Source organism: Oligoflexus sp., from assembly GCF_035638955.1.
Lineage (GTDB): Bacteria > Bdellovibrionota_B > Oligoflexia > Oligoflexales > Oligoflexaceae > Oligoflexus.
Map to the genome: position 1 here is coordinate 1 of NZ_DASQYZ010000041.1, position 4,387 is coordinate 4,387.

Sequence of the window (4,387 nt, forward strand, 5' to 3'; positions counted from 1 at the left end):
CCCCGGAAATAGACAACCAGGAGCAAGCGGGTGGTCGGCCCGAGGCACCGGCGGAGTTGAACGCGTCCCACCCCGTGACCCTCGAACGCGGCCAACATGCTGAACCTTCAGAAACCGCCGACGAAGCCACGACGGACGACATAACAGGAGCTTCCACCGGGAACGGCGGAACGCAATCCTCCTCCCCCACTACGTCGCATGAACAACGCAACCCGGAAGCGGCTGCCATGGCTCGCCTGCAGGCACAGCAGGAGGTCAATACAAAAAAGATCGTACCGGGAGAACCCGCAATTTTTTATTCCCCCGGCGCTCGATTCAAGCCCACGGTCATCAACGAGGACTCTTACAAATTCAATCTCGTGGCGGGAACGCCCTCTGCCGACAGCAAAGACGCCGTGGGTCGCACGGAAGACAGTGGTCGCGCCGAGTTGCTGCTTGATAAATTAGGGAGCGCGAATCCAGCTTTGTTCCCCCTTGATATGAAAGTTCTCCAGCAGAATTTCATCTCGGCACTGGCTAGCCGTACTTTTTCCGGTCAAGTCCACAGCTTGCAAAAGAGTGAGACTGAACTTACGTTTTCGATCATCGACCACGAAAGCACTTTGGAAACACGCGTTAGGGATGCGAAAGGCGCGACCTACGAGAGCCGCATGCTGCCAACTCAAAGGCCAAGTTTAGTCTGGCGTCATCCCAGCGATGGCCAGGCGATTGTCGCGCTCCAGAATCGTTGCCCTTGGAATCGGTCCTACACTCAGGAAATGAAGCAATTTCTCTATCTGTCCAACAGCGATCAGGTTGGGGTTCGGTTTTTCTGTAAAAACCCGGCCGATAGCGAATGGGTTGAGCTGGGATCATCCATCCTTTCGCCTGGTGAGTGACAGCCCGCAACTGATGCAGAAAACCATTGGAAACTTGACCCTTCGGGTTGAGAGGAAGCCTTGCAACGATGAAGCGCTTTTGCATTTACGTTTCACTCTTACAAAGCTTCCACTTGCATGGACTTGTGAATAGGTTTTTAGTTCCGCAGCGCTTTGCCAAATCCGGGCACGACTTGTCCGACGCTCCATTTGGACGTCTGAATGTTCTCAGCCGCTGCTCCAAAGTTCCCGCCCGTAAGGTTTCTCTCACCGGATTCACAGCGTCCGTAGAGAATGGGACAGGTAGCCAGCTTATACCCCTCGCCTAGAACGACCGTGGTTCCTATGAGTGCAGACAAAGGCCCAAGATCCTTCACCTGGGTTGCCGTCAGATCCAACTGGGTCAGATTTCTAAAACTCTCAACACCGTTCAGATCCTGCAGAGGATTGCCTCGCACAGACAATGTCGTGAGCGACGGTAGTTTTGTCTGCGGACCGATGGAGGTTAACTGACCTCCGATAGAAAAGGCCTGAGGACCGACTGTGGACACGGTCAGAACCTTAAGACCCGTATGGGACACACCCTCAAGGTTTGACCTTGGAAAATCGGTATAATTCAAGTTCGTCAGCGCTGACATTTTTGGGATAAAGGCCAGTTGCCTCGTCTTCACAAAATCCAGATCGAGAAGCGTGAGGTTGGGAAGTTCGGCCAGCGCTTCAGCATTCACAAGATTCGCGTTTCGAATCTTCAAACTCTTCAACTGCTTCAGACTTTTCAAGACACGCAGATCATACTTCACACCATTGCCTTCATAGTCGTCGACATAACCTTGCAGTTGCAATTCCGTCGACTGACTCAGGGCGGTATTCAACTGATCACACCGCAAGGCGTCATAGGTGAATGATGGGAAACCAAAGCCGCGCAAGAGCATCTGAATCATAGGCTTATGAAAAGAGGCGGTGTCGGTAAGGGTATTGCGGCAATAATCAGCAACCGTTTTAGGGTTGGGAATCGAGTCGAACACACAGTTCACACCGGTCGGACAGTCTGTGCCGGTCAACGGGTTATCCCGAAGTTCAAGGGACTGAAGGGCAGGAAGGATTCTCAAAGCTCTGGCATCACTGATCAGGTTGCTGTTCAAAACAGCGTCCTTAAGATCGGCAAAACCCTGGGCCGGAAAATGTTCAGCCGTCAAACCATTACCCGATGCGATCAGTTTGCGAATCGATTTATTCTGAAAGCCTTTCATCAGCACAGGGCTACTCAAAACATCCCGATCAATCACCAGAGTCTCGATCGCCTGAATCGAATCCAGGTCAAGCCACTGCAGGTCTGTGGTGTGGCTGGTATCAAGCTCAAGTTCGCGCAGCGTCACAGCCTTGGGCAAGGTTATGCGGGAAGCGTAAGCCCAATTCGAGATACTCACCTGCTCCAGCGCTTGAAGCCCAGTCAAATCCAAAGTCGCAGGGATCCGGTCCGGCTGAGCGGCGAGGTGCAGCGAGGTCAGCTGTTTGAACGCCTGGAAGGGAATCGTCTGCAGCTCACCAGGCGTAAAATTGGTGAGGCTCAACGTTTCAAGGCTGGAGCCTAGCTTTTGCAATGCTGTCAGATCAAGAGCCCGTTCGCGCAGGGTCGCGGGTGCCACAAGGGTGAGAGAGCGCAAAGACGTCAAACGGGAGATGCTCTCAATGCCGACGGCAGCAGCCTCTTCGGTCAAACGCAATGTTTTCAAGCCGGTCCAGGTTCCCAAAGGACGCAGGTCCAAGGGCTGATCCTGATAACGCAACGTTTCTGTGCTATTCAGCTGAAAATCCAGATCTGTGATGCTTTCCACCTGGTCCTGCGAAAACGCTCCATCGCCCCAGATTTTAATAAGTTCCTCGGCAGGAAGCTCTGGCCGGCGCAGCTCCAGGATCTGCCAAAGCAGGCGGTCGATCGTGTTCCAAACCTGCTCGTTGTGATAAGGATACTGAATCCATTCCGCCCATGTGCTCGGTTCCAGAGCCTGGGCAGGTTTCACTTCACCCTTGACAACAAAAGGTGACTCCGCCCGATCAGGATTGGTTTCCGGCCTTTGGATCAGCTGTTGAGTACTGCGCTTTTGAATCCAGGGAACGTAGTCTCCCATAAAAGTATAGATATCGCTTCCGGCTTCACAGGATTGCGCGGGATTCGCGTGCGCTTCAGGCGTCATGTAAGCCGTAGTTCCGTTGGTCACACCAATCAGGTACCAACGATCATCAATCTTCGCATAGGCAGGGCCACCAGAATCTCCATTGCAGGCTCCACCGAAACCCAGTGCGGCAGCGCCCTTAAAAACCAGAAGACTCATCAATCGCGCGTTATCATGATACTTGTCCAAAGCCGTTTTAGCTTCCAGGAGTTCATCGCTACAATCATTCGTAAAGCAGTTGGTTTTTTCGAAACCATAACCGGCCAAACGGAATTCCTTGGCCTTTTTAAGAAGAGCCGGATCGCGCAGAACTTCCAAAGGTTTGAAGCCAGCGGGAACCTTGGTTTTCAACTTCAACCATGCTATGTCAAAGTTCGGGAATGCCGCTTCACCGTATGGTTTGAAAGTTTCAACTTGGACGACTTCGATTTTTTGCATGATTCGATTGGGTGGGCCGAACACCACATAAAAACTTTTCAAGCCACTAACGCAATGCGCAGCCGTCACCACGATATCTTCAGCGACAACGCTGCCTGTGCAGAACGTGGAGAGGCCATTCAAACTCAGGCCAACCACATTATTTAAAGCCGGGCTATCAGGCGCCAAAGGTTGGCCGCGGATGATATCCAGTATGCTTTTCGATTCCTGATGACAGGCACTGGTCAGGCCTATGAAAGCAAGGGTGGAACACAGTGAAATAAATTTTGCCATTTTCATGATTAACCTCGGCCTTGCTGCGGAACGAATTGATTCAAGCGACCTTCCACAAAACATCCATCTTTTACGGTGTATCCGCGCAAGGATGGGACCGTGTGGACGTCGTCCGACAGGCCCCCCTTGAGTTTACTCAAACGAAGATAATCGCCGGTCGTTCCTTCCTTGAGATAGAGAATGTCAGAATCAAACTCGCTCTGCGTAAAGTAAAGAGCGACCTGAGCGCTGCTCAGAGCGCAGCTGCCCTTCACATGGTCCAGCTGAATGGATTTCTTGTCCTTCAGAAAGGTGCCCTTGAATTCATGCCGCTCGGCCATGATTTGACTCGTGCCGCGGCTATAGATCAAAAGGCTTGTCAGCACGCGGCCATCAGCCTGAATGGAATAGGTGACATTCCCGAAATAGTTAAGATCTGAAAAACTGGATTGCCAGTCCCCTAACATGCGTTCCTGAGGAGCACCCTCAGCATTCGGTATCGGCGCACCGGGGGGCGTCGGCACAGGAATCGGGGCGGGGGTTGGTTTTGGCGTTGGTTCCGGGTTAACAGGCGGGTTAGGCGCTGCAGGAGTCTCTTGACCCTTCTTGCTTGAAGATGGCGTACAGGCCAAAAATGTGCTGACACAAATCAGCAATCCTGTCGAT

The 4,387-nt window shown here is 52.4% G+C and carries 2 protein-coding genes and 1 pseudogene; 1 reads left to right on the forward strand and 2 read right to left on the reverse strand.

Going from position 1 to position 4,387, the window contains the following annotated elements:
• The coding region (locus tag VE954_RS04100) for a hypothetical protein (RefSeq protein ID WP_324949945.1) at positions 1-878 on the forward strand (878 nt) is incomplete at its 5' end.
• Between the two features lie 137 nt (positions 879-1,015).
• On the opposite strand, the gene VE954_RS04105 is transcribed toward VE954_RS04100, so the two are convergent.
• On the reverse strand, positions 1,016-3,748 hold the full coding sequence (locus tag VE954_RS04105) for a trypsin-like serine protease (RefSeq protein WP_324949946.1): 2,733 nt from the start codon (positions 3,746-3,748) through the stop codon (positions 1,016-1,018).
• Between the two features lie 2 nt (positions 3,749-3,750).
• Positions 3,751-4,387 (reverse strand): annotated as a pseudogene (locus VE954_RS04110) (hypothetical protein); the annotation flags it as partial.

Excerpts from the sequence above, each read along its gene's own strand:
- VE954_RS04105 (WP_324949946.1), bottom strand. The coding sequence starts at position 3,748 with ATGAAAATGGCAAAATTTATTTCACTGTGTTCCACCCTTGCTTTCATA.